Origin of the sequence: Streptomyces sp. TRM68416, from assembly GCF_014596915.1 — a bacterium.
Classification (GTDB): Bacteria; Actinomycetota; Actinomycetes; order Streptomycetales; family Streptomycetaceae; genus Streptomyces.
In genome coordinates this window covers 50,775-75,415 of sequence record NZ_JACVWU010000025.1, presented here as the reverse complement: position 1 = coordinate 75,415, position 24,641 = coordinate 50,775, and the positions used below count along the sequence as shown (strand labels likewise).

The window sequence follows — 24,641 nt, the reverse complement described above, 5'->3', positions numbered from 1 at the left end:
ACCGCCGCCGGGTCCCGTAGGCTCCGGCGCATGACGGAACGGATCGTGGTGGTGGGAGCGGCCCTCCTCGCGGACGGACGCCTGCTCGCCGCCCGCCGCAGCGCCCCCGCCGAACTGGCCGGCCGCTGGGAACTGCCCGGCGGCAAGGTGGAACCGGGCGAGGAGCCCAGGGCGGCCCTCGTCCGGGAACTGCGCGAGGAGCTCGGCGTGGACGCGGAGGCGGGGGAGCGGATCCCGGGCGAATGGCCGCTCAGGCCGCCCTACGTCCTCCAGGTCTGGTCCGCCCGCCTCCGCCCCGGCTCGGCCGCCCCCGAACCCCTTGAGGACCACGACGAACTGCGCTGGCTGACGCCGGACGAGATCTGGTCCGTGGACTGGCTCGACCAGGACGTGCCGGCGGTCCGCGAGGTGCTCGCCGCGCAACGCCCGTAGCGCCCGCGCCTCCGGGCCGACGGGCCGCAGGGTCCTGGGCGCCCCCTCGTGCGCCATACGTGCCACAGTGCGTCCACCCGGACGGTACTGCCCCGCCGATATCGGGTATGTGCCCATTAACCCCACGAAAAAGGACAGTTCGTGGGCTTGTGGCCCGGGAAGTGATCGGCGTGATCGACACCGAAGGCGACTGTGCCGAGTGGACCTTCCCCGCGGAGCCGGGCGCCGTGCGTGCCGCCCGCGCAGCCGTCCGCGACCGACTGTGCGAGTGGAACCTCGACAGCCTCGCCGACATCGCGACCCTGCTGGTCAGTGAGCTCGTGACCAACGCCCTGCGGCACGCCACCGGCCCGGTCGGCGTGCGCCTCGTCCGCCCCGCGCGCCTCGGTGACCTCCTGCTGGTGGAGGTCTCCGACCCGCTCCCGGACCCGCCCCGCGAACGCGAGCCCCGCCCGGAGGACGAGAGCGGCCGCGGCCTCCAACTGGTCGCCCACTCCTCGCACCGCTGGGGCACCCGGCCGGGCGCCGTCGGCAAGACGGTCTGGTTCGAACTCGCGGTGCCCTGACACGGCCGCTCCGGCTGTACGCCGCCGCCCACCCTGTCCACTGGCTGGTTCAGGCCACTGGCGGTTGTCGGAGAGCGTGATTCGACAGCGTGTTGGCTGGTTAGAAGACTGGAAGTGTTTCCGCGGTCCGGTCCAAAAACGATCGGGAACGTGCTGTGATCGTGAACACCGTGTTGTGCGGCGCCGTAGTGCTGGATACTGCGGGCAGCCGCCGCCGGTGACCGGTACCGGACGCGGTGAGCTGGAGGGGACGGTTCGCGTGAGCGAGATACCAGCGAAGGCCACGGAGTCCGAGGACCCGTCGGAAGGCGCCAGGACGGCTGCCGCGGCTGCCGCCGCGCCGGACGCGACGGCTGCTTCCCGTGATACGGCATCCGTCTCCGGCGACGAGCCGTCCGCGGACGCCATGTGGCAGAGCAGCCCACCCGGCTCCATCTACGACTACATCCGCGTCGCGTCCTTCTCCATCGGCCCCGATGGGCTCGTCGACCAGTGGAGCCTGCGCGCCGAGCAACTCTTCGGCATCCCGGCCGAGCGCGCCGTCGGCATGGACCCCATCGAGGCGTTCATCGACCCCGACCGGCGCGAACAGGGCCACCGCAAGATGGCCGAGATCCTCGACGGCCGGGAGTGGACCGGCGTCGTCCCCTTCCGCAAGCCGGACCCCGGGCCGACGGGACGCGGCGAGGAGGCGCTGGCCGAGGTCTACGTCATGCCGACGCGGACCGAGGAGGGCGACAAGGCCGCCGTCTGCATCGTCGTCGACGTGCGCACCCTGCGCAGCATCGAGACCGACCTCGCCGCCTCACAGGCGATATTCGGCCAATCCCCCTTCGGTTTCCTGCTGATCGACACCGACCTGCGGGTGCGCCGCGCCAACCAGCGGTTCGCCTACGTGTTCGGCGGCACCCCCGACGACCACCGCGGCCGCGGCGTGCACGACTACCTGCCGAGGTCCGAGGCGGAACGGATCACCGCCACCCTGCGCCGCGTCCTGGAGACCGGCGACTCCATCACGGACATGCACGTCACCGGCTTCCTGCCGGACTCCGCCGAGCGCCGCCACTGGTCGGTCAACCTCTACCGGGTGCACAGCGGCTCCGGCCGCCCCATCGGCATCGCCTGGCTCGCCACCGACATCACCGCCCGCCGCGCCGCCGCCCGCGAGGCCGCCGCCGCCCGGCGCAACCTCGCCCTGCTCAACGAGGCCGGCGCCCGCATCGGCAACTCCCTGGACCTGGAGACCACGGCCCGCGAACTGCTCGACGTCGTGGTCCCCGGCTTCTGCGACCTGGCCACGGTCGACCTCTACCAGGGCCTGCTGGCCGGCGACGAGACCCCGCCCGGCCTCGCCGACGGCAGCGCGGAACTGCGCCGCGTCGCCTTCGCCAGCGCGGTCTCCGACGCGCCCCTCGTCGGGGGCGGCGCGCCCGTCGCCGTCGGCGCGGTCCACCACTACCCCTTCAACTCGCCCTGCGCGGACGCCCTGCGCACGGCACGCCCGCAGTCCGTGCCGGCCGAGGACGGCGGCCTGGTGCAGTCCACGCTGGCCGTGCCGATGGTCGCCCACGACACCGTCGTAGGACTGGCGCAGTTCTCGCGGACGAAGGGCAGCGAGCCGTTCGGGGACCGGGACCGGGACCTGGCCGTGGAGCTGGCCGCGCGGGCGGCGGTGTGCATCGACAACGCGCGGCTGTACCGCAGGGAGCACGAACGGGCGCTGATACTGCAGCGGTCGCTGCTGCCGCCGGGGGACCCGGTGGCGTCCGGCCTGGACATCGCCTGCCGCTATCTGCCGGGCAACGCCTCCTCGGACCGGCCCAGCGAGGTGGGCGGCGACTGGTTCGACGTCATCGAACTGCCGGGTCACCGTACGGCGTTGGTGGTCGGCGACGTGATGGGACGCGGACTGCGCGCCGCGGTGGCGATGGGCGAACTGCGCTCCGCCGTCCGCACGCTGGCCCTGCTGGACCTCGAACCGGCCGAAGTCCTCTCGGCGTTGGACGAGATCGCCCGCGGCCTCGGCGCGCCGGGCGGCGTGCAGCAGGCCACCCGGGCCGCCCGCCGCCCCCGCGAGGCCGACCTGTCCGAGGTGTACCTGGCCACCTGCGTCTACGCCGTCTACGACTCCGTCACCCGCCGCTGCACCTTCGCCAACGCCGGCCATCTGCCGCCCGTGCTCGTCGAACCCGGTGAGGACGCGCTGATGCTCGACGTGCCGCCGGGCATGCCGCTCGGTGTCGGCGGCGAGCCGTTCGAGGAGGTGGAGGTCGAACTTCCCGAAGGTGCACTGTTGGCGCTCTACACGGATGGACTGGTCGAAAGCCGCGATCACCCCCTGGACGAGGGCCTCCAGGCCTTCGTCGGAGCGCTGACGGACCCCGCCCGCCCGCTGGAGGACGTCTGCGACCACGTCCTCAACACCCTCGACACCCACCACGGCGAGGACGACATCGCCCTGCTCATGGCCCGCGTCCAGGGCCTGCCCGCCGAGTCCGTCGGCGACTGGACGCTGCCGCGCGAGCCGCGCAGTGTGGGCCGCGCCCGCGAGTACGCGCGCGGACAGCTGCTCAGCTGGGACCTGGAACCCCTCGTCGACACGACGGAACTCCTGGTCAGCGAGCTGGTGACGAACGCCCTGCGGTACGGCGAGGGCGAGATCAGACTCCGGCTCCTGCTCGACCGCACCCTGGTCTGCGAGGTCTGGGACTCCGGCCTGGTCCAGCCGCGCCGCCGCCGCGCCCGCGACACCGACGAGGGCGGCCGCGGCCTCCAGCTCGTCGGCCTCCTCAGCGCCGCCTGGGGCTCCCGCCGCACCCCGCGCGGCAAGACGGTGTGGTTCGAACTACCGCTCCCCGACGGGGAAACGGGCCTCATTGACCCGGCGGAGGCACTGCTCAGCCTGTTCTGAAGGGGCGGAGGCGCTCGCGCGGAGTCTGTTCCGAAGGGGCGCGGGGCCGCGCGCCTCCGAAGCCCGCGGGGCGGCCGCTCCGTGGGGGAGGGGCTCCCGCCGTACACCGTGCGGGGCCCGCGTCCCGGCGTTCACTGATCCGGCGGAGGCTCTGATGCGGTGAGCGGGGCTCGGCGGGCGCGGGTCCTGGGGCCGCCGAAGCTTGCGGGGCGGCTGCCCTTCAGGAGGACGCCGGTCGGGGCGGCGCCCGAGAGAGGGTGTCCGTGCAGGCGTATGTCCTGTTCGGCGAGGTCCCGGGCCCGCAGGGCCAGGGCGTCGGCCGTCCGCAGGTCGGCGAGGTCGGGGGCGTCGAGCAGCCGTCGCGCCTCCGCGAGCAGGATCCGCGCCGGACCGCCGACGGCACCCCGGTGCGTGGCGACGCAGTCGTCCGCGGCGGCCACGGCACTCCGGGCGACCAGCGCCGCGGCGGCCGTCAGCGCCCCCGCCCGCCCCTCGGCGAGCCCCGCCACCCCCGTCAGGATCCGCCGCAGCGCACCCAGCGGGTCGTACGGCCCACCGGTCACCTCTTCCCGTACGGCGGCCAGGGCGGCGTCCGCGTGCGCGATCCGGGCGGGCAGCGCGCCCGCGAGGACCCCGGCGCCCGCCTCCCGCGCCCCGGCGATCTCCGCCTCGGCGCCGGTCAGTACCGGCGCCACCAGGTCCGCTGCCGCCGCCAGCTCCGCGGCGAGCCGGTCGACGGCGTCGACGAGGACAGCGGCCTGGGCGACGGCACCCTCCGCGGCGCGCAGGGCGCCGATCGCGCGGTCCGTCTCACCGCGGTCGGCGCTCTGGCGGGCCCGGTTGAGGCAGGCGGTGGCGAACACGAGCCGGTCCTTGGTCTGTTCGACGTACCCGGTCACGGAGGCGGTCGCGCCGGTCCCGTACCGCTTGCCGAGCTCCGTGAGGGTCGCCTCCGTGCCGCCCGTCCGCCCCGCCAGCTCCCGGAACCGGGCCTCCGCGACCGCCAGCGCCTCGCCGGTGTCCCCCTCCAGGCCGCGCAGCGCGTCGAACCCGGCGGCCTCCGCGTCCAGCCGCCGGCCCGCCTCCTCGCAGCGGCCGACGATCCCCGCGAGCGCCTGCCGGCGGCCGCTGTCGTCCTGCGGGACGCCGTCGTCGTAGCGCCGCCGGATCCGCAGGGCGGACGTCAGCTCGGCTGCCGCGTCCCGCACGGCCCGCGTGTAGGGGGCGACGGCCTCGGGGCCGGAGCGGGCCTCGGCGAAGGAGAGTTCCTCGCGGCTGGTGCGCACCCAGTCGTCGGCCTCCACCAGCAGGGCCTCGGCCCGTTCGTCGAGTTCCCCGGGGGAGGGGCCGGGCACCCGGACGGGGGCACCGCCGGGCGTCGTGCGGGCGCGGGCCCGGCGGGTGCGGCGCAGGTATCCGTACCCGGCCGCGGCCACCGCCGCGACCGCCACGGCGAGCGGCGCCACCAGGTCGACGGCCGACGTCCCGTCCCGCTCCTCCTGGGCGGCGGCGCTCGCGACGGGCCCGTCGCCGGTGACCGCGACCGGATCACCGGCACCGGACGTCATCGCCGGCAGCACCAGCCACACCACGGCGGCCAGGACACCCAGCACGGCATGCCCGACCGCCACGGATATCGGGCAGCCGACCCGCCGGGACCGCCCCCGGAACATGGATGACGTCACATTTCGGAGCGTATGAGCCGGAATGCCGAAGCGCGACCGGGGCGGACCCGGAGCGGGCCCGACGGTTCACCTACCGGGCGTGGGCCTGGTGTGGCTCACCTCCCCGGGCCCGATGGCGCGGTCGGGGTGTCCGCTCGCCGTCGCCTGATCTTGTCGCCCAGCCACACCAGCGGGTCGTACTTGCGGTCCGCGGCCCGTTCCTTCAGGGGGATCAGCGCATTGTCGGTGATCTTGATGCCCTCGGGGCAGACCTCCGTGCAGCACTTGGTGATGTTGCAGTAGCCCAGGCCGTGCTCGTCCTGGGCGGTGGTCCTGCGGTCCAGCCCCGCCTCCGCCGCCGAGTCCAGCGGATGCATGTCCAGCTCCGCCACCCGCATCAGGAAGCGCGGCCCGGCGAACACCTGCTTGTTCTCCTCGTGGTCGCGCACCACATGGCAGGTGTCCTGGCACAGGAAGCACTCGATGCACTTGCGGAACTCCTGCGAGCGGTCCACGTCCTCCTGCATCATCCGGTACTCGCCCGGCCCCAGCCCCTCCGGCGGCACGAACGCCGGGACCTCGCGCGCCTTGTCGTAGTTGAAGCCGACGTCCGTCACCAGGTCCCGGACCACCGGGAAGGCTCGCAGCGGAGTGACGGTGATCGTCTCCTCGCGGGTGAACACCGACATGCGCGTCATGCACATCAGCCGGGGCCGCCCGTTGATCTCCGCCGAGCACGAACCGCACTTGCCCGCCTTGCAGTTCCAGCGGACGGCGAGATCGGGCGCTTGGGTGGCCTGCAGGCGGTGGATGATGTCCAGGACGACCTCGCCGTCGTTCACCTCGACCGCGAAGTCCTCCAGGCCGCCGCCCTCGACGTCACCCCGCCACACCTTGAAGCGGGCCTCGTAGCTGCTCACTTGTAGAGCTCCTCTTCGGCGAGGTACTTGACCAGCTCCTCCTTGTCGAAGAGGGCGAGCAGGTCCGGGCGGATGGGGTCGGTGGTCTCACGGGTGAGGTTGATCTGGCCGCGTACCGGGTCCGTGGCCGCCAACCCGCCGGTCGGGTCGACCAGTTCGCACAGCAGGTTGACGTTGCGCCACTTGCGGTCCATCGTCGGATGGTCCTCGCGGGTGTGACCGCCGCGCGACTCCGTGCGCTCCAGGGCCGCCCGCGCCACGCACTCGCTGACCAGCAGCATGTTTCTGAGGTCGAGGGCCAGATGCCAGCCCGGGTTGAACTGCCGGTGCCCCTCGACCCCCGCCCGCCGCGCCCGCTCCCGCAGCTCGGCCAGCTTCTCCAGGGCGTGCGCCATCTCGCCCTCGCGGCGGATGATGCCCACAAGGTCGTTCATGGTCTGCTGGAGCTCCTGGTGCAGGGTGTACGGGTTCTCCGGCGCCCCGTCCTGCGGGCCCTCGGCGGAGAACGGCCGCAGCGCCTCCGCCGCCGCCGCGTCGACCTCCACGTCGCTGACCCCGGGCCGTTCGAAGGCGAGGGCCGCCGTGTACTCGGCCGCGTGCCAGCCCGCCCGGCGGCCGAACACCAGCAGGTCGGAGAGCGAGTTGCCGCCGAGCCGGTTGGAGCCGTGCATGCCGCCGGCCACCTCACCGGCCGCGAACAGGCCCGGCACCCCGCGCGCCGCCGCCGTGTCGGAGTCGACCGCGATGCCGCCCATCACGTAGTGGCAGGTCGGCCCGACCTCCATCGCCTCGGCGGTGATGTCGACGTCCGCCAGCTCCTTGAACTGGTGGTACATCGACGGCAGCCGACGCCTGATGACCTCGGCCGGCATCCGTGTCGACACGTCGAGGAAGACCCCGCCGTGCGGGGAGCCGCGGCCCGCCTTCACCTCGGAGTTGATCGCGCGGGCCACCTCGTCGCGGGGGAGCAGCTCAGGGGGGCGCCGGTTGTTGTCCGGGTCCTCGTACCAGCGGTCGCCCTCCTCCTCCGACTCGGCGTACTTCTCCTTGAAGACGTCCGGGACGTAGTCGAACATGAACCGCTTGCCCTCGGAGTTGCGCAGCACCCCGCCGTCGCCGCGCACGGACTCCGTGACGAGGATGCCCTTCACCGACGGCGGCCAGACCATGCCGGTCGGATGGAACTGCACGAACTCCATGTTCAGCAGGGGCGCCCCGGCCAGCAGCGCCAGCGCGTGCCCGTCGCCGGTGTACTCCCACGAGTTCGACGTCACCTTGAAGGACTTGCCGATGCCGCCGGTCGCGATCACCACGGCGGGCGCTTCCAGGACGAAGAAACGGCCGGTCTCCCGGTCGTAGGCGAAGACACCGGAGACCCGGCCGCCGTCCTTGAGGACCCGGGTGACCGTGCACTCCTGGAAGACCTTCAGGCGGGACTCGTAGTCGCCGGTCTCCTTCATGTCCTGCTGCTGGAGCGAGACGATCTTCTGCTGGAGCGTGCGGATCAGTTCGAGGCCGGTCCGGTCGCCGACGTGGGCCAGGCGCGGGTACTCGTGGCCGCCGAAGTTGCGCTGGGAGATCCGGCCGTCCTTCGTGCGATCGAACAGGGCACCCCAGGTCTCCAGCTCCCAGACCCGGTCCGGGGCCTCCCGCGCGTGCAGCTCGGCCATCCGCCACTGGTTGAGGAACTTCCCGCCGCGCAGGGTGTCGCGGAAGTGGACCTGCCAGTTGTCGTGCTCGTTGGCGTTGGCCATCGCGGCCGCGATGCCGCCCTCGGCCATCACCGTGTGCGCCTTGCCGAACAGCGACTTGCAGATCACCGCCGTACGGGCACCGCGTTCGCGGGCCTCGATCGCCGCCCGCAGCCCGGCGCCGCCGGCGCCGACCACGACAACGTCCCACTCCTGGCGGTCGACCACGGACATCAGAACAACCTCGGATCGTCGAAGGCACCGGACGCGACGAGATAGACGTAGAGGTCGGCGAGCGCCACGCTCACCAACGACGCCCAGGCGAGCAGCATGTGACGGGCGTTCAGCTTCCCGACGAACTGCCAGGCCTTGTACCGCACGGGATGCTTGGAGAAGTGCTTGAGCTTGCCGCCGACGATGTGCCGGCAGGAGTGGCAGGAGATCGTGTACGCCCAGATCAGCGCGATGTTGACGAGGAACACCAGGGTGCCGAGGCCCATGTGGCCCCAGTTGTAGTCCTCGTCGCGGAAGGCGAGCACGGTGTCGTAGGTGAGGATGCCGGCGACCAGGACCGCGGCGTAGAAGAAGTACCGGTGGATGTTCTGCAGGACCAGCGGGAAGCGGGTCTCACCGGTGTACTTCTTGTGCGGCTCGGCGACCGCGCAGGCCGGCGGGGAGGCCCAGAAGCCCCGGTAGTAGGCCTTGCGGTAGTAGTAGCAGGTCAGGCGGAAGCCGAGCGGGAAGATCAGGATGATGATCGCGGGGGACAGGCCCCACCAGCTGCCGAACAGCTCCCAGTTGGGGCCGGCCTTCATCGGCTCGCAGTTCTCCGCCAGGCAGGGGGAGTAGAACGGCGAGACGTACGGGGCGGCGTAGTAGTCGGCGTTCGCGAGGGCCCGCCAGGTCGAGTAGACGACGAACGCGAGCAGACCGGCCGCCGTGGCGGCCGGCGCCAGCCACCAGCGGTCGGTCCGCAGGTGCGGGGCGGCGATCGCGGCGCGCGTGGCGGCGCGTACGCCGCCGCCCGGGGGATGGGGGTCTGTGGAGGGTGGTTCCGTACCAGTGGCCAACGTGTGACTCCGTCGGGTTCAGGTCGGGGTCGAGGGCGGGGCGGGGTCGGGCTCGGGTCCGCCTTCGGCTCTCGGGTTCGGGTTCAGGGTGCGTGCCGGTCCCGGGCGCCGAGACCCTCGTCGTCCGTGTCGATCCACAGAGAGTCGTCGTACGGGGTGTCGGGGATGGTCACGAGATCGGGGCGCTTCTGCGGTGCGGACGCGGCGGCGGCCGTACGCAGCAGGGCCACGCTCTCGCGCAGGTGATCGCAGTCGGTGCGGACGCGGCGGATGTCCAGTCCGCCGGTGCCGAGTTGCTGTTCCAGCCGGCTCACCGACCTGTGCAGGTCGTCGAGGCAGCGCTGGACTGACGTCAGGTCGTCGTTCACGGACATGACGTGACCTCACTTCCGTCGGCCGTGCGGCCGTGGGCGGCAACGTTCATGCGCCTGCGAGTGTCGCGCGTCACACCTGTCGCTGTGAAGGGACGTGCACCGATTGGCCGAGGCGCGTGGGTGCATCCCCGCGGTGCGTTGCGCCGCACGGGTGGGTTCCCGGCGTCCGTCGCCGTGTCGCCGCCCGTTGCCGAACCCTTTCCTCTTCAGTGGCCGCATACATGTGATCAGCTCCATATACCGCCAAAAGTGATCATAACGCCCCGCGGCTCCCGGAGGTAAGCAGAGATGTCCTACGACGGCCCCGGACCGCGCGCGGTGATGCGTACGGTCGTTTTCCTCACCGCGAGCGCACTCGCGGTGCCCGCATTGGCCGGCTGCGGTTCCGAGGACCAGGCCGGCAAGCCCCTCGCCGAGCAGGACATCGCACCCGCCGCCCGCTCCCTCGTAGCCGACGGCGGCACCCTGCGCTGGGCCGTGGACGCCGTACCGGAGACCCTGAACACCTTCCAGGCGGACGCCGACGCCACCACCACCCGCGTCGCCCAGGCCGTCCTGCCGTCCATGTACCGGCTGGACGAGACCGGGCGGCCGGAGATCAACCCCGACTACCTGGAGTCGGCCAAGGTCGTCGAGACCGAGCCCAAGCAGGTCGTGCTGTACAAGCTCAACCAGCAGGCCGTCTGGAGCGACGGCCGCGAGATCGGCGCCGCCGACTTCGCCGCCCAGTGGCGCGCCCTGTCCGGCAAGGACAGCGCCTACTGGACCGCGCGCAACGCCGGCTACGAGCGCATCGAGAAGATCGAACGCGGCGCCAACGACCTGGAGGTCAAGGTCACCTTCGGCCGCCCCTACGCGGACTGGCGCTCGCTGTTCTCGCCGCTGTACCCGAAGGACGTCATGGGCACCCCGGACTCCTTCAACGACAGCGCCCGCCGCAAGCTCAAGGTCACCGCCGGCCCGTTCGAGGTGAAGAAGGTCGACCGCAAGGACGACAGGATCACCCTGGCGAGGAACCCCCGCTGGTGGGGCCACCCGGCCAAGCTCTCCGAGATCGTGCTGCGGGCCGTTCCGCGCGACGAGCGGGCCGCCGCGCTGGCCGCCGGGAAACTCGACCTGGCCGAGATCGACCCCGCCACCGTCCAGCGGATCACCCGCGCCGCCCGCGCCGAGGCCAAGGGCAAGAGCACCCCGCTCTACGGTCCCGGCAGCGACGTGACCGCCGCGGACGCCCTGCGCTCCTGGGCCGTGGCCAACGGCTCCGACGAGGACGCCGCGGACGAGGAGATCAGCGCACGGAAGAAGCAGCGCAAGGCGATCAGCAAGTACGAGCGCCAGCAGCGGGCCCTCCAGGGCTTCGAGGCCCGCCGGTCCCTGGAGCCCGCCTACACCCAGCTCGCCCTCAACGGCGCCGAGGGCCCGCTCGCCGACGAGCGGGTGCGCCGGGCCGTCGCCCGTGCCCTGGACCGCGAGGAACTCGCCGGGCTCGTCCTCAAGCCCCTGGGGCTGCCCGCCGAGCCCGTCGGCAGCCATCTCGCGCTCGCCGGCCAGGCCGCGTACGCCGACAACAGCGGCGCGCTCGGCGGCCAGGACACGGCGGAGGCGCGGGCGCTGCTGGCGGACGCCGGGTGGGAGCTCGGGGGGCCGCTGAAGGAGACGAAGAAGGGCGAGAAGGCGGCGGGGTCGAAGTCCTCCGGAGAGAAGTCGTCGAAGAAGGACGAGGACAAGGACGAGGACGAGGGCAAGGACGAGGGCAAGGACAAGGACAAGAACGAGGACGAGTCGGCCGGCGGCGACGACGGCACCTACATCGTCGGCCAGGACGACGACAAGGCGCCCGCCGAGGCCGACCGGGAGAAGAAGCACGTGCAGGGCGGGGTGCCCGGCGCGTACGCCCCGAAGGGCACCGCCGCCCCCGCGGGCGCCGCGGCCGCCGGAGCGCTGGCCAAGGACGGCAAGCCGCTCACCCTGCGCTTCGTGCTCCCCTCCGGCCCCGGCTCGGAGACGCTCAGGACGGTGGCCGAACACATCCGGCGCATGCTGGACCGGGTCGGCATCCGCACCCAGCTGTCGAAGGTGTCGGACGAGAGCTACTTCAAGGACCACGTCGCGTCCGGCGCGTACGACCTGGCGCTCTACTCCTGGCCCGCCTCCGCCTTCCCGGCGACCGACGCCCGCCCGATCTACGCCAAGCCCGTCCCCGCGGCGGACGGCTCCCTGAACGTCGAGCAGAACTACACCCGCGTCGGCACCGACCAGGTCGACCAGCTCTTCGACCAGGCGGTCTCCACCCTGAACGAGAGCGAGAGCAGGGGCCTGATCCGCAAGGCCGACTCCCGCATCTGGGCCGCCGCCGGCTCCATCCCCCTCTACCAGCGCCCCCAGCTGACGGCGGCCAGGAAGAACCTCGCCAACGCGGGCGCCTTCGGCTTCCAGACCCCGGTCTACGAGGACATGGGCTTCCTGAAGAAGGGCACGGGGGCGGCGGCGGGGCCGAGCGGGAAGTAGCCGCGAGCCCGGTCAGCCGCGGGCAGTCGTGCCGCTGGGGCGGCACGGGTGGGCGCGACGGCACCCGGCCGGCGCCGGTGAGCCGACCCACCCCGCGTCGGCCCTGGCACCGGGCACCCACGCACTCACCCCGCGCACCGCAAACCCACCCCAAACAGACCAAACGTATCCCGGCGCGCCCTCACCCCGTAGGCCCCGTACCATGGGGTGAGGCCGTGGCGTGTCCAGCCCGGCAGGGCCCGCGTAACACAGACGTACGCGAGAGCCGTCCTCACCACTCCGGGAGAACGCCGCAATATGGCTGTGTCCGCAACGCGTCACGACATCCGCAACGTCGCCATCGTCGCCCACGTCGACCACGGCAAGACCACCATCGTCGACGGCATGCTGAAGCAGGCCGGTGCCTTCGCCGCCCACCAGCTCGACTCCGTCGACGACCGCATGATGGACTCGAACGACCTGGAGCGTGAGAAGGGCATCACGATCCTCGCCAAGAACACGGCGGTCAAGTACCACCCGAAGGACGGCGGGGACCCGATCACGATCAACATCATCGACACCCCCGGCCACGCCGACTTCGGCGGCGAGGTCGAGCGCGGTCTGTCGATGGTCGACGGTGTCGTGCTGCTCGTGGACGCCTCCGAGGGCCCGCTGCCCCAGACCCGCTTCGTGCTGCGCAAGGCGCTCCAGCAGCGCCTGCCCGTCATCCTGTGCATCAACAAGACGGACCGCCCGGACTCCCGTATCGACGAGGTCGTCAACGAGACCTACGACCTCTTCCTCGACCTGGACGCGGACGAGGACCAGATCGAGTTCCCGATCGTCTACGCCTGCGGCCGCGACGGCGTCGCCTCGCTGACCAAGCCGGCGGACGGCACCGTGCCCGCCGACTCCACCAGCCTGGAGCCGTTCTTCTCCACGATCCTGGAGCACATCCCGGCCCCGACCTACGACGCGGACGCCCCGCTCCAGGCCCACGTCACCAACCTGGACGCCGACAACTTCCTCGGCCGTATCGCGCTGCTGCGCGTGCAGCAGGGCGAGCTGAAGAAGGGGCAGACCGTCGCCTGGATGAAGCGCGACGGCTCCGTCTCCAACGTCCGCATCTCCGAGCTGCTGATGACCGAGGCGCTCACCCGCAAGCCCGCCGAGAAGGCCGGCCCGGGTGACATCTGCGCCGTCGCCGGTATCCCGGACATCATGATCGGCGAGACGCTGGCCGACCCGGAGAACCCGGTCGCGCTGCCCCTGATCACGGTGGACGAGCCCGCGATCTCCATGACCATCGGCACCAACACCTCGCCGCTGGTCGGCCGCGGCGGCACCGGCAAGGGCGCCGACGCCAAGTCGGCCGTGAAGGACCGCAAGGTCACCGCCCGCCAGGTCAAGGACCGCCTGGACCGCGAGCTGATCGGCAACGTCTCGCTGCGGGTGCTGGAGACCGAGCGCCCGGACGCCTGGGAGGTCCAGGGCCGTGGTGAGCTCGCGCTCGCCATCCTGGTCGAGACCATGCGCCGGGAGGGCTTCGAGCTCACCATCGGCAAGCCCCAGGTCGTCACCAAGGAGGTCGACGGCAAGACGTACGAGCCCGTCGAGCGCATGACCATCGACGTCCCCGAGGAGCACATGGGTGCCGTCACCCAGCTCATGGGCGTCCGCAAGGGCCGGATGGACAACATGTCCAACCACGGCTCCGGCTGGGTGCGCATGGAGTTCGTGGTGCCCTCCCGCGGTCTGATCGGCTTCCGCACCGAGTTCCTGACCCAGACCCGCGGCACCGGCATCGGCCACTCCATCCACGAGGGCTTCGAGCCCTGGTTCGGCACCCTGCAGACCCGTAACAACGGTTCCCTGGTCGCCGACCGCTCCGGCGCCGTCACCGCGTTCGCGATGACGAACCTCCAGGAGCGCGGCGTCCTCTTCGTGGAGCCGGGCACCGAGGTGTACGAGGGCATGATCGTCGGCGAGAACTCGCGCTCCGACGACATGGACGTCAACATCACCAAGGAGAAGAAGCTCACCAACATGCGGTCGTCCACGGCCGATGTGGCCGAGTCGATCGTCCCGCCGCGCAAGCTCTCCCTGGAGCAGTCGCTGGAGTTCTGCCGCGACGACGAGTGCGTCGAGGTCACCCCGGAGGCTGTTCGCATCCGCAAGGTGAACCTGGACGCCCGCGAGCGCGCCCGCGCCGCGAGCCGCGCCAAGCACGGCTGACACCGCCTCAACAGCGCCTGCTGGGGACCCGGTTCTTCCCGAGAGGAGGGCCGGGTCCTCGGCGTGCCCTGGAGATGCCCGTGCGGACGTGTTCAGGCCATGTTCGGGGAACCGCGCCGAGGGCGTTCGGATATCGGTGAGGCAGCGATCGAGTTTCGGACATGTAAACCAAATTATCCCCCGGTATGTCCGAATGGCCGGAAGTTACTCTCACCTGTCAAGCGCAACCAGGTGTCAATCTTTGCAATTTTTGCTCAAAAAAAGTTCGATAGGGAGATCCCTATGCCTTCCGCCCTTGACGCGCGTTGAGTCATTTGGCGAAAGTTCCCCCAAACCACAGAACCTGCCGGTATCTGTGCTGCGCTCAACTCTCCAACCCCCCGGGGGAAGAACACACATGACCAGTCCGACGAAGGCCGAGGGCTCCGGGTCCGCGGCCGCCTTGGACCCACAGCTCGAAGCGACCTCCGAGGTCGCCGAGAGTCCCAAGAAGCTTGAGGGGCGTTCTCCCGGGCAGTTGATGTGGCAGCGCTTCAGGCGTGACCGTACAGGGATGTTCTGCGCCGGCGTAGTGATTTTCTTCTTCGTCATCGCGCTGTGCGCTCCGCTGCTCACCGCGATCAGCGGTACCAACCCGTACACCCTGTACGGTCAGGACCCGACCTACGCCGACAAGCCCATCCTGGACGACTTCGGGCTTCCGCTCGGCTACTTCGGCGGGGTGTCCGCCGACCACTGGTTCGGTGTGGAGCCGCAGTACGGTCGCGACCTGTTCGCCATGCTGATGTACGGCATGCGGACGTCGCTGTTCATGGCGTTGGGTGTGTCAGTCCTGCTGACGGTCACGGGCGTGATCATCGGCCTGGTCGGCGGTTACTTCGGCGGTCGCACCGACTACTGGCTGGGTCGCGTCACGGACTTCTTCCTGTCGTTCCCGTCGCAGCTGTTCTTCATCGCCTTCATGCCCGTGGTGACCTCGTTCTTCGTGGACCCGCGGGAGGAGACGCCCACGTACTTCAGGGCGCTGGCGATCCTGATCGTGCTGTGGGTGCTCGGCTGGATGGGCATGTCCCGTCTCGTCCGTTCCGTGGTGCTGGCCCTGCGCGAGCGGGAGTTCATCGAGGCCGCCAAGGTCTCCGGGGCCTCGCCGGGCCGGATCATCCGCAAGGAGATCCTCCCGAACATCGTCACGCCGGTGCTGGTGCAGTTCACGTACCAGCTCCCCAGCACCATCCTGACCATCGCCTTCCTCTCCTTCGCGGGCGTCGGCTTCGTCGAGCCCACTCCGGACTGGGGGCGCTTGTTCGCCGCCGGTGCTCAGTACACCCAGCAGGACCCCGCCTTCATCTTCTTCCCGGGCGTGGCGCTGGTGATCTTCATCCTGTGCTTCAACCTCCTCGGAGACTCGGTACGGGATGCCTTCGACCCCAAGTCCGGGCGCTGAACCGTCCATTGGTGGGGGGTGACTGCCGCCCCCGCGTCGGCCTACCAGCCGCGTCAGGCAGTACTCATGGATAACAACCGACAGGTAGGTGCATACACCGCTATGAAGTCGTTCACCTCGCGCAGAGCGCGCGCCATCATGGTCGCCATCGCGGCCGGCTCCCTCGCGCTCACCGGCTGCTCGGAGAACACCGGCAACAACACCGGTGCCAAGGCCGAGAACCAGGACAAGGCCAAGGAGCAGCAGCAGGGCGTCGCGTACCTCGACGCCAAGGCCTCGGCCGGCCCCGCCAAGGACGTCGCGGGCGCGAAGCCGGGTGGCACCGTGACGGTCTACCAGGAGTCCGGCCTCACGCACATGGACCCGGGCCAGATCTACGTCTCCGACGCGGGTCAGTTCTCCAACCTGGTCTTCCGCGGTCTGACCAACTTCCAGGAGGACGGCAAGGGCGGCGTCTCGGTCGTGGGTGACATCGCGACCGACTCCGGCCAGGCGTCCGACGACAACAAGACCTGGACGTTCAAGCTCAAGGACGGCATCAAGGACGAGAACGGCAAGGAGATCACCTCGGCCGACGTCCGCCACACCGTCGAGCGCCTGTACGCGGAGTTCATCTTCGACGGCCCGACCTACCTCCAGACCTGGCTGAGCGGCCCGGACTACCGCAAGAAGCTGCCGGACGGCGGCTTCGGCAAGAAGCACCTGCCGGACTCGGTCCTGGAGACCCCGGACGACAAGACGGTCATCTTCCACTTCGACACCCCGCGTCCCGACCTGCCGATGACGCTGGCCATGCCGGGCTACTCCATCGTGCCGGAGGAGACCGACACGAAGGAGAAGTACGACGCGGCCCCCGTCGCTCTCGGCCCGTACAAGATCGCGGAGTTCAAGGCGGGCAAGGCCCTCAAGCTCGTCAAGAACGAGAACTGGGACCCGAAGACCGACGCCGTCCGCCACCAGTACGTCGACGGCTTCGACTTCCAGTTCGGTGTCACCGAGTCGACCCAGACCAAGCGTCTGATCGCCGACCAGGGCGACGCCAAGAACGCCATCCAGTTCACCGGCAGCGTCGACGCCACCCAGATCCAGGACGTCGTCGGCGACGCGGCCGTCAACAAGCGCACGGTCAAGGGCTACGCGCCCTACGTCATGCAGCTGACGTTCAACCTGGACCGCGTCAAGAACAAGACCGTCCGGGACGCCGCCACCTACGCGGTGAACTCCAAGTCGCTGATCGCCGGTGAGGGTGGCGCGTACGGCGGTGACGTCGCTCCGAACCTGTTCGCCCCGACCCTCCCGGGCTACGACGCGAAGTACGACCCCTACGGCCGTCTGAAGACGCCGGCGGGCAACATCGAGAAGGCCAAGGAACTGCTCGCGGACGTCCCGGCCGCCGAGAAGAAGCTCGTCTTCGCCTACGCCAACTCCGAGGCGGGCCAGAAGCGCAAGGTCGCCATCGAGGACGCGCTGGAGAAGGTCGGCTTCGACGTCGTCTCCAAGGAGATCGACGCCGCGTCGTACTACGAGCAGATCGGCAAGCTCGACAACCCGTACGACATGTACATCACCGGCTGGGGCCAGGACTGGCCGTCCCCGTCCACGGTCGTGACCCCGATCTACGACGGTGACCAGGTCGCCAACGGTGGGTCGAACTACTCGCACATCAAGGACCCGAAGGTCCAGGAGCTGATCAAGAAGGCTCTGGGCGAGCAGCCGGAGCAGGCCTCCAAGACCTGGGAAGAGGCCCACAAGTACATCCTGGAGGAGGTCAACCCGGCCGCTCCGCTGTGGTACGTCAAGCAGTTCCAGCTGCACGGCTCGAACGTCGGCGGCGTCCGCTACAGCACTGAGTCCAGCTACATGGACCTCAACCAGCTGTTCCTGAAGTCGTAACTCTCTACGGCTGTTCGCGGGGGTGCGCACCAGGCGGAGCGCACCCCCGCGGTTCCGTGAACCCGTCCACCGTCTCCGCAGAGAGCAGCCCCCACCGCCATGCTTCAGTTCATCATCCGGCGCTCGGTCGGTGCCGTCGTCACCTTGTTCCTGATCGGCGCCGCCACCTTCTTCCTCTTCGTCGCCGCGCCCTCCGACTACGCCTCCCTGGCCTGTGGCAAGGACTGCTCGCCCGCGAGACTGGAGGACATCCGGCACGCACTCGGCCTCGACCAGCCGCTCGCCCAGCAGTTCTTCGAGTTCATGTCCGGCATCGTGGCCGGCCGTGACTTCCCCGAGGGCAACTGCCCCGCACCGTGCCTGGGCCGGTCGTTCTACTACGGTGACAACGTCACCTCGATCATCATGGACCGCTTCCCGCTGACCATCTCCCTGACGGTCGGCGCCCTGGTCGTCTTCCTCGTCGTCGGCATCGGCGCCGGCATGCTCGCCGCCTACCGGCGCGGAACCATGGTGGACAAGGCCGCCACCGGTGCATCCATGGTTCTCAGCTCGTTCCAGATCTACTTCCTTGGCCCGATCGTGCTGCTGATCTTCGTGTACAGCACCGGCTGGGTGGAGGACCCGAAGTACGTCCCGTTCACCGACAGCCCGACGGGTTGGCTCGCCGGGTTGTGGATTCCCATGGCCGTGATGGCCACGATCTTCACCGGGCAGTACACCCGTATGGCGCGCTCCTCGATGATCGAGCAGCTCCAGGAGGAACACGTCCGGACCGCTCGCGCCAAGGGCATGGGCAAGAAGTACGTCTTCTTCCGCTACGCCTGGCGCGGCTCGCTCATCCCGATCGTGACCATCCTCGGTATCGACCTCAGCTCGCTGCTCGGCGGCGGTGTCGTCACCGAACTCACCTTCTCCCTCCAGGGAATCGGCCGCCTTGCCGTGGACGGGGCGGTCCAGAAGGACCTCCCACTGACGATGGGTGTCATGCTGGTGGGTGCCTTCTGCATCCTGCTCCTGAACATCCTCGTCGACATCGCGTACGCCTGGATCGACCCGCGCGTCCGACTCTCCTAAGGAAGAACGAACCACCGTGACCACACTGACCAAGACCGAGGACGTCCCGGCCCCGACCGGGCCCGAGAGCTTCCTCTCGGTCCGTGACCTGCGGGTGCAGTTCTCCACCGAGGACGGCATTGTCAAGGCGGTCGACGGCCTCTCCTTCGACGTCGAGCGCGGCAAGACCCTGGGTATCGTCGGCGAGTCGGGTTCCGGCAAGTCCGTCACCAACCTGACCATCCTGGGCCTGCACAACCCGCGGACCAGCACCATCGACGGCGAGATCGTCCTGGACGGCCAGGAACTCGTCACTGCCAAGGAGAAGGAGCTGGAGAAGCTCCGCGGCAACAAGATGGCGATGATCTTCCAGGACCCGCTGACGGCACTGTCGCCGTACTACACGGTGGGACGGCAGCTCTCCGAGCCGTACATGAAGCACATGGGCGCCTCCAAGAAGGAGGCCAAGGACCGTGCCGTCCAGATGCTGGAGAAGGTCGGCATCCCGCAGCCCAAGGTGCGCTTCGACGACTACCCGCACCAGTTCTCCGGCGGTATGCGCCAGCGGGCGATGATCGCCATGGCGCTGATGTGCGACCCCGACCTGCTGATCGCCGACGAGCCGACCACCGCGCTCGACGTGACCGTGCAGGCCCAGATCCTGGACCTGCTGAAGGACCTCCAGCAGGAGTTCGGCTCCGCGATCATCTTCATCACCCACGACCTCGGCGTCATCGGCAACATGGCCGACGACCTGCTGGTGATGTACGCGGGCCGGGCCGTCGAGCGCGGCACGGTCAAGGAGGTGCTGCGCACCCCGACGCACCCCTACACCTGGGGCCTGCTCAGCTCGATGCCGCGCCTCGACGGCGACATCGGCCAGGAGCTGACGCCGATCCCGGGCAGCCCGCCGTCGCTGCTGAACCCGCCGTCCGGCTGCCCCTTCCACCCGCGCTGCGCCTTCCGGGACAAGGTGTCCGGCAGCCTGTGCAGCGAGGTCAGGCCCCCGCTCGGCGAGGGCCGTGCCGCTGCCTGCCACCTCACGGCGGAGCAGAAGCAGACCATCTTCATCGACGAGATCCAGCCCCGGCTGCGCTAGGGAGAACCGAGATCATGAGCGAGAACCTCACCCTCCCCGCACAGCAGGGCTCCACCGGCACCTCCACGGAACCCCTCCTGGAGGTCAAGGGCCTGACCAAGCACTTCCCGATCTACGGCGGCTTCCCGATCAAACGCAAGGTCGGTGCGGTCCAGGCCGTCGACGGCGTCGACCTGAGTGTCGGAGTCGGCGAGAGCCTCGGACTGGTCGGCGAGTCCGGGTGCGGCAAGTCCACCACCGGCCGGCTGATCACCCGGCTCCTGGAGCCGACCGCGGGGCAGATCACGTATGCCGGTCAGGACATCACGCGCGCCAGCCGCAGGCAGTTGGCGCCGGTCCGGTCCGAGATCCAGATGATCTTCCAGGACCCGTACTCCTCGCTGAACCCGCGGCAGACCGTCGGCTCCATCATCAAGTCGCCGATGGAGGTCAACGGGATCAACCCCGAGGGCGGCCGGGAGAAGCGCGTCCGGGAGCTGCTGGAGCTGGTCGGCCTCAACCCCGAGCACTACAACCGCTTCCCGCACGAGTTCTCCGGCGGTCAGCGCCAGCGCATCGGCGTTGCCCGCGCGCTCGCGCTGAACCCGAAGCTGATCGTGGCCGACGAGCCCGTCTCGGCGCTGGACGTGTCCATCCAGGCGCAGGTGGTGAACCTGCTGCAGAAGGTCCAGGACGAGCTGGGCATCGCGTTCGTCTTCATCGCCCACGACCTTGCGATCGTGCGGCACTTCTCGCAGCGCGTGGCCGTCATGTACCTCGGCAAGGTGGTCGAGGTCGGTGACCGCGACTCCATCTACACCCGGCCCCGGCACCCCTACACCCACGCCCTGCTCTCCGCGGTGCCCGAGGTGCAGGTGGACGACGAGGCCGAGCAGCGCGAGCGGATCCGGCTCTCCGGTGACGTCCCCTCGCCGATCCACCCGCCGTCCGGCTGCCGCTTCCGCACGCGGTGCTGGAAGGCGCAGGACAAGTGCGCCACGGAGGAGCCGCCGCTCATCCAGCTCTCCGGCAACCGCGAGGGTCACCTTTCGGCCTGTCATTTCCCGGAGGAGCCGACCGTCGAGGCCCGCGACGAGGACGTCGTCATGGACCCGGCGCTCAAGGCCCTGGAGTCGGGCCAGGACTGACCTCTCACGCTCCACGGGCCTGTCCGCCGAAGCAGGCCGCACCCCCAGCGGGTACGGCCCTCCGGCGGGCAGGCTCGGCGTGTTCGTGCCCGGTGTCCGGGTGGGCCGGCATGGCCTCCGGCCCTTCCTCCGCCTGCCGCAGGGCCGCTGGGCAACCTGGCCCGCGGTCGGCTTCGGTCGGCTTCGGTTGGCGCAGGGTCGTCGGGCCGTCCGGTCCCCCGGCGGCTTCAGCTGGCGCAGGGCTATTGGGCGGTCCGGTCCGGTCCCCCGGCGGCTTCGGTCGGCGCAAGGCTGTTGGGGCGGTTCGGCCCGCGGTCCGCTTAGGCCGGCGCGGGCGGGATCAGAGCACGACGCGGTAGTGCGTGGTCAGGCGCCGGTCGTCGCCCAGGACGTGGAAGGCGAGGCCGGGCGGCTGCTCGCGGTCGGCGGGGCGGTCGCCTTCCCAGGGCATGCGCAGGGTCCAGGTGACGGCGGGGCCGACGATCAGCGGACGGCCGGCGAAGGTCGAGGCGGCTGCCGTGTGGGCGTGCCCGGTCAGCACGGCGACGACCTGCGGGTGTGCGTCCAGCAGGGCGGCCAGCCGGGCCGGCTGTTCGAGCATGGCCGAGTCGGGCAGCGGGTGGTGGAGCTCGACCGGTGGCTGGTGGAAGGCGATCAGTGCCGGGGTGTCCCGCGGCAGTGCGCTGAGTTGAGCGTCGATCCAGTCGAGCGTCGGGGCGTCGAGGCGTCCCTCGTCGCGGCCGGGAATGGTGGAGTCGCACATCAGGACGGCGGCGCCGGCGATGCGGTGGATCCGGTTGACGGGCCCGTCGTCGGGCGCTTCGCCGAGCAGGGCCTTGCGGTAGGCCGGACGGGCGTCGTGGTTGCCGGGGCAGGTGAGAACCGGGAAAGGGGCCTTCAGGATGCGGGCCGCTTCCTCGTACTCGGCTTCCTCGCCGTGATCGGCGATGTCCCCGGTGACCAGGAGCGCGTCGACCGGTCGGGGCAGAGACCGCAGGTAATCCATGACGCGGTGTGCGCGACGGGTGGCCCTGTCGCTGCCGTCCAAGTGCAGGTCGCTGATCTGGGCAAGCAGCACAGCCATGGGTCGTCCCCCGCCTCGATGCCTTCGACGCTTTCGATGTCTAACGGAATCCTTCGTTTTACCGTTAGAGACTCTACGGGGCACACGGAAACTTGATCAAGCGGCCGACGGGCCGGCGGTGAAGGAGACGGTGATGGAGCGCTGGCTGGCGCTGGAGCTGGCGAGCACGATCCGCCACGACGGAGACGGTGGCGTCACCGACGACCTCGCCACGGCACGCGGAGCCACCCGCTGGATTCAGGCCCAGGCGGACCTGCTGCCCGGTCTCCTCCCGCCCGGAGGGCTCACGGCGGACGAGGGGCTCAGGGGTGAGATCACCGAGTTGCGGCGGGCGGTCCGGGCGCTGTTCGCCCGTGCGGTCAGTCCGGCGCCGCCCAGCTCGGCGGACGCCCGACGGCTGATGCCGGTCGGCGAGGCGTTGACCCGCCTCAACGCGGCTGCCGCCCGGGTACCGGTCGTCCCGCAGTTGGACTGGCCGTCGGAAGGTGCGCCCACGACCCGCCTGGAGTCCGCGGACGGCGACCCGAGGGTACGTCTCACGGCGGCCCTGGCACGCGCCGCCGTCGACTTCCTGAGCGGCCCGCAGCGGGAGCAGTTGCGTGCCTGCACCGCTCCCCGCTGTGTGCGCTACTTCGTCAAGAGCCATGGGCGGCAGGAATGGTGCACGCCGTCGTGCGGAAACCGCGCGCGAGCGGCTCGCTACTACCGGCGTCAACGCCAGGCGACCGACGGTGGCACCGCGTCCTGACGGTCGTCTCGCCGGGCGCCTGACGGTCGTCTCGCGGGGTGCCCGCCGGTCTTCCGTCTCCTCGACAGTCCGCCCTCGGGCAGCTCGCTAGCCCGAAGGGAGGCAAAAGCGTGCGATGTATCCCATATGCGTCGATATTGACCGATAACGGATCAGTGTCAGGTCGCTGAAGGACAGCGCAGTGAAGAGGAGGCACTCCATGCGTGGAGCCACGCACGCCAAATGGGCCGCATGCGCGGTGGCGGTAGCCCTCGCCGCGACGGCCTGCGGGGGCGGGGACGACGACAACGGCGGCGGCAGCGGTGACAGCGGTGCCGTGCTGACCTCCTCCTGGACCGACCCGCAGAACCCGCTGGAGCCGGCCAACACCAACGAGGTGCAGGGCGGCAAGGTGATGGACATGATCTTCCGGGGGCTGAAGCGCTACAACCCCAGGACCGGCGCGGCCGAGGACATGCTCGCCGAGAAGATCGAGACCAGCGACTCGCAGACCTTCGACATCACCGTCAAGGACGGCTGGACCTTCAGCAACGGCGAGGAGGTCACCGCCCAGTCCTTCGTCGACGCCTGGAACTACGGCGCGAGCCTGAAGAACAACCAGAAGAACGCCTACTTCTTCAGCTACATCGAGGGCTACGACAAGGTCCACCCCGAGGACGGCGGCGACCAGAGCGCCGAGACGATGTCCGGTCTGAAGGTCACCGGCCCGCGGACCTTCACGGTCAAGCTCACCCAGAAGTTCTCGACCTTCCCCGACACCCTCGGCTACACGGCCTTCTACCCGCTGCCCAAGGCGTTCTTCGACGACCACTCGGCCTGGCTCGGCAAGCCCGTCGGCAACGGCCCGTACACCGTGGACTCCTACGCCAAGGGCTCGCAGATGAGCCTGAAGAAGTGGGAGGACTACCCCGGCGACGACGCGGCGCAGAACGGCGGCGTCACCCTGAAGGTCTACACCGACAACAACACCGCCTACACCGACCTGATGGCCGGCAACCTCGACCTCGTCGACGACGTCCCGGCCCAGCAGCTCAAGAACGTCAGGAGCGACCTCGGCGACCGCTACCTCAACACCCCTGCCGGCATCATCCAGACGCTCTCCTTCCCCTTCTACGACGACCAGTGGAACAAGGCCGACTCGGACAAGGTCCGCAAGGGCCTGTCACGGGCGATCAACCGCGAGCAGATCACCGACACGATCTTCCAGAAGACCCGCACCCCCGCCACCGACTGGACCTCCCCGGTCCTCGGCGAGGAGGGCGGCTACAAGGAGGGCCTGTGCGGTGAGTTCTGCGAGTACGACGCCGACGAAGCCAAGAAGCTGATCGAAGAGGGCGGCGGGATCCCCGGCGGCCAGGTCAAGATCACGTACAACGCGGACACCGGCTCCCACAAGCTGTGGGTGGACGCCGTCTGCAACTCCATCAACAACGCCCTGGACAACGAGAAGGCCTGCGTCGGCAACCCCGTCGGCACCTTCGCCGACTTCCGCGAGCAGGCCTCCACCCAGAAGCTCTCCGGGCCCTTCCGGGCGGGCTGGCAGATGGACTACCCGCTGATCCAGAACTTCCTCCAGCCGCTGTACTACACCAACGCCTCCTCCAACGACGGCAAGTGGTCCAACGAGGACTTCGACAAGCTCGTCGACCAGGCCAACCAGGAGACCGACACCGCCAAGGCCGTGGAACTCTTCCAGCAGGCCGAGGAGGTCGTACGGGACGACATGGCGGCGATCCCGCTGTGGTACCAGAACGGCAGCGCGGGCTGGTCGGACCGGCTCTCCGACGTGGCCCTCAACCCGTTCAGCGTCCCCGTCTACAACGAGATCAAGGTCAGCTGA

General features: G+C 70.1%; 18 protein-coding genes. 12 read left to right on the top strand and 6 right to left on the bottom strand.

The genetic code is table 11. The annotated features are described in order from the left end of the window. Positions 1-30: 30 nt before the first annotated feature. The 3 genes from ICC28_RS32330 (at position 31) to ICC28_RS32320 (ending at position 3,909) form a co-directional block, all read left to right on the top strand. Complete coding sequence (locus ICC28_RS32330) at positions 31-432, top strand: (deoxy)nucleoside triphosphate pyrophosphohydrolase (RefSeq protein WP_188292339.1); 402 nt, start codon at positions 31-33, stop codon at positions 430-432. A gap of 107 nt (positions 433-539) precedes the next feature. Beyond that, positions 540-998 carry an ATP-binding protein gene (locus ICC28_RS32325; RefSeq protein ID WP_188292338.1) on the top strand — a complete coding sequence of 153 codons (459 nt, stop codon included), beginning with the start codon at positions 540-542 and terminating at the stop codon, positions 996-998. 259 nt (positions 999-1,257) lie between these two features. Then, entirely contained in the window at positions 1,258-3,909 is a 2,652-nt protein-coding gene (locus ICC28_RS32320; protein ID WP_317454138.1) for a SpoIIE family protein phosphatase, read from the top strand. 131 nt (positions 3,910-4,040) lie between these two features. Here the strand turns inward: ICC28_RS32320 and ICC28_RS32315 are convergent, their stop codons facing one another. The 5 genes from ICC28_RS32315 to ICC28_RS32295 form a co-directional block, all read right to left on the bottom strand. Further along, positions 4,041-5,582 carry a hypothetical protein gene (locus ICC28_RS32315; protein WP_188292377.1) on the bottom strand — a complete coding sequence of 514 codons (1,542 nt, stop codon included), beginning with the start codon at positions 5,580-5,582 and terminating at the stop codon, positions 4,041-4,043. A gap of 107 nt (positions 5,583-5,689) precedes the next feature. Further along, the gene (locus ICC28_RS32310; protein WP_188292336.1) at positions 5,690-6,493 is read right to left on the bottom strand and encodes a succinate dehydrogenase/fumarate reductase iron-sulfur subunit; all 804 of its coding nucleotides are present in this window, start codon (positions 6,491-6,493) and stop codon (positions 5,690-5,692) included. Next, the gene (locus ICC28_RS32305; RefSeq protein WP_188292335.1) at positions 6,490-8,418 is read right to left on the bottom strand and encodes a fumarate reductase/succinate dehydrogenase flavoprotein subunit; all 1,929 of its coding nucleotides are present in this window, start codon (positions 8,416-8,418) and stop codon (positions 6,490-6,492) included. The genes ICC28_RS32310 and ICC28_RS32305 overlap by 4 nt, the downstream gene beginning before the upstream one ends. Then, a complete protein-coding gene (locus ICC28_RS32300; RefSeq protein WP_188292334.1) occupies positions 8,418-9,254 on the bottom strand; it encodes a hypothetical protein in 837 nt (278 codons plus the stop codon). The genes ICC28_RS32305 and ICC28_RS32300 overlap by 1 nt, the downstream gene beginning before the upstream one ends. Positions 9,255-9,337: 83 nt before the next feature. Beyond that, on the bottom strand, positions 9,338-9,628 hold the full coding sequence (locus ICC28_RS32295; RefSeq protein WP_188292333.1) for a hypothetical protein: 291 nt from the start codon (positions 9,626-9,628) through the stop codon (positions 9,338-9,340). Between the two features lie 288 nt (positions 9,629-9,916). Between ICC28_RS32295 and ICC28_RS32290 the strand changes: the two genes are divergently transcribed. The 7 genes from ICC28_RS32290 (at position 9,917) to ICC28_RS32260 (ending at position 20,969) form a co-directional block, all read left to right on the top strand. Beyond that, positions 9,917-12,136 carry an ABC transporter family substrate-binding protein gene (locus ICC28_RS32290; protein ID WP_188292332.1) on the top strand — a complete coding sequence of 740 codons (2,220 nt, stop codon included), beginning with the start codon at positions 9,917-9,919 and terminating at the stop codon, positions 12,134-12,136. A 297-nt stretch (positions 12,137-12,433) separates the two neighbouring features. Continuing rightward, on the top strand, positions 12,434-14,350 hold the full coding sequence (typA, locus tag ICC28_RS32285; protein WP_188292331.1) for a translational GTPase TypA: 1,917 nt from the start codon (positions 12,434-12,436) through the stop codon (positions 14,348-14,350). A 397-nt stretch (positions 14,351-14,747) separates the two neighbouring features. Then, on the top strand, positions 14,748-15,794 hold the full coding sequence (locus ICC28_RS32280) for an ABC transporter permease (protein WP_188292330.1): 1,047 nt from the start codon (positions 14,748-14,750) through the stop codon (positions 15,792-15,794). A 102-nt stretch (positions 15,795-15,896) separates the two neighbouring features. Next, the gene (locus ICC28_RS32275; protein ID WP_188292329.1) at positions 15,897-17,687 is read left to right on the top strand and encodes an ABC transporter substrate-binding protein; all 1,791 of its coding nucleotides are present in this window, start codon (positions 15,897-15,899) and stop codon (positions 17,685-17,687) included. Between the two features lie 99 nt (positions 17,688-17,786). Continuing rightward, positions 17,787-18,764: an ABC transporter permease gene (locus ICC28_RS32270; protein ID WP_188292328.1), complete on the top strand. Its 978-nt coding sequence runs from the start codon at positions 17,787-17,789 to the stop codon at positions 18,762-18,764. Between the two features lie 16 nt (positions 18,765-18,780). Next, entirely contained in the window at positions 18,781-19,842 is a 1,062-nt protein-coding gene (locus tag ICC28_RS32265) for an ABC transporter ATP-binding protein (protein ID WP_188292327.1), read from the top strand. A 14-nt stretch (positions 19,843-19,856) separates the two neighbouring features. Then, positions 19,857-20,969: an ABC transporter ATP-binding protein gene (locus ICC28_RS32260; protein ID WP_188292326.1), complete on the top strand. Its 1,113-nt coding sequence runs from the start codon at positions 19,857-19,859 to the stop codon at positions 20,967-20,969. A gap of 340 nt (positions 20,970-21,309) precedes the next feature. On the opposite strand, the gene ICC28_RS32255 is transcribed toward ICC28_RS32260, so the two are convergent. Next, a complete protein-coding gene (locus ICC28_RS32255) occupies positions 21,310-22,053 on the bottom strand; it encodes a metallophosphoesterase (protein ID WP_188292325.1) in 744 nt (247 codons plus the stop codon). A 133-nt stretch (positions 22,054-22,186) separates the two neighbouring features. Between ICC28_RS32255 and ICC28_RS32250 the strand changes: the two genes are divergently transcribed. Both ICC28_RS32250 and ICC28_RS32245 read left to right on the top strand, forming a co-directional pair. Continuing rightward, the gene (locus ICC28_RS32250; RefSeq protein ID WP_188292324.1) at positions 22,187-22,801 is read left to right on the top strand and encodes a CGNR zinc finger domain-containing protein; all 615 of its coding nucleotides are present in this window, start codon (positions 22,187-22,189) and stop codon (positions 22,799-22,801) included. Between the two features lie 199 nt (positions 22,802-23,000). Further along, entirely contained in the window at positions 23,001-24,641 is a 1,641-nt protein-coding gene (locus tag ICC28_RS32245) for an ABC transporter substrate-binding protein (RefSeq protein WP_188292323.1), read from the top strand.